This is a genomic window from Bradyrhizobium sp. Leo170, assembly GCF_004296405.1.
Lineage (GTDB): Bacteria > Pseudomonadota > Alphaproteobacteria > Rhizobiales > Xanthobacteraceae > Bradyrhizobium.
Window position 1 is genome coordinate 1 of the sequence record NZ_PSRR01001001.1, and the last position, 201, is coordinate 201.

The 201-nt window shown below is 70.1% G+C and carries 1 pseudogene; it reads left to right on the forward strand.

The annotated features are described in order from the left end of the window. Window positions 1-201: pseudogene (locus tag CWO89_RS45625) on the forward strand (CoA ester lyase); the annotation flags it as partial.

A 201-nucleotide genomic window follows, 5' to 3' on the forward strand; every position in this document is an offset into this window, starting at 1 on the left:
CGTCCGCCGACTACGTGGTGCTGACCGACGACGACGGGCGCGGCGGGCGGGAACGCCACTGGAACGACCTTTGGCATTTCGCGACCGCGAGGATCGCGAACGCCTGCCGGGCCTTCGGTCTTCTGCCGATCGACGGCCCGTTCTCGGTGATCCGTGATGCGGACGGCTTGCGCGCAGCGGCAAGGCGTGCAGCGGCGCTAG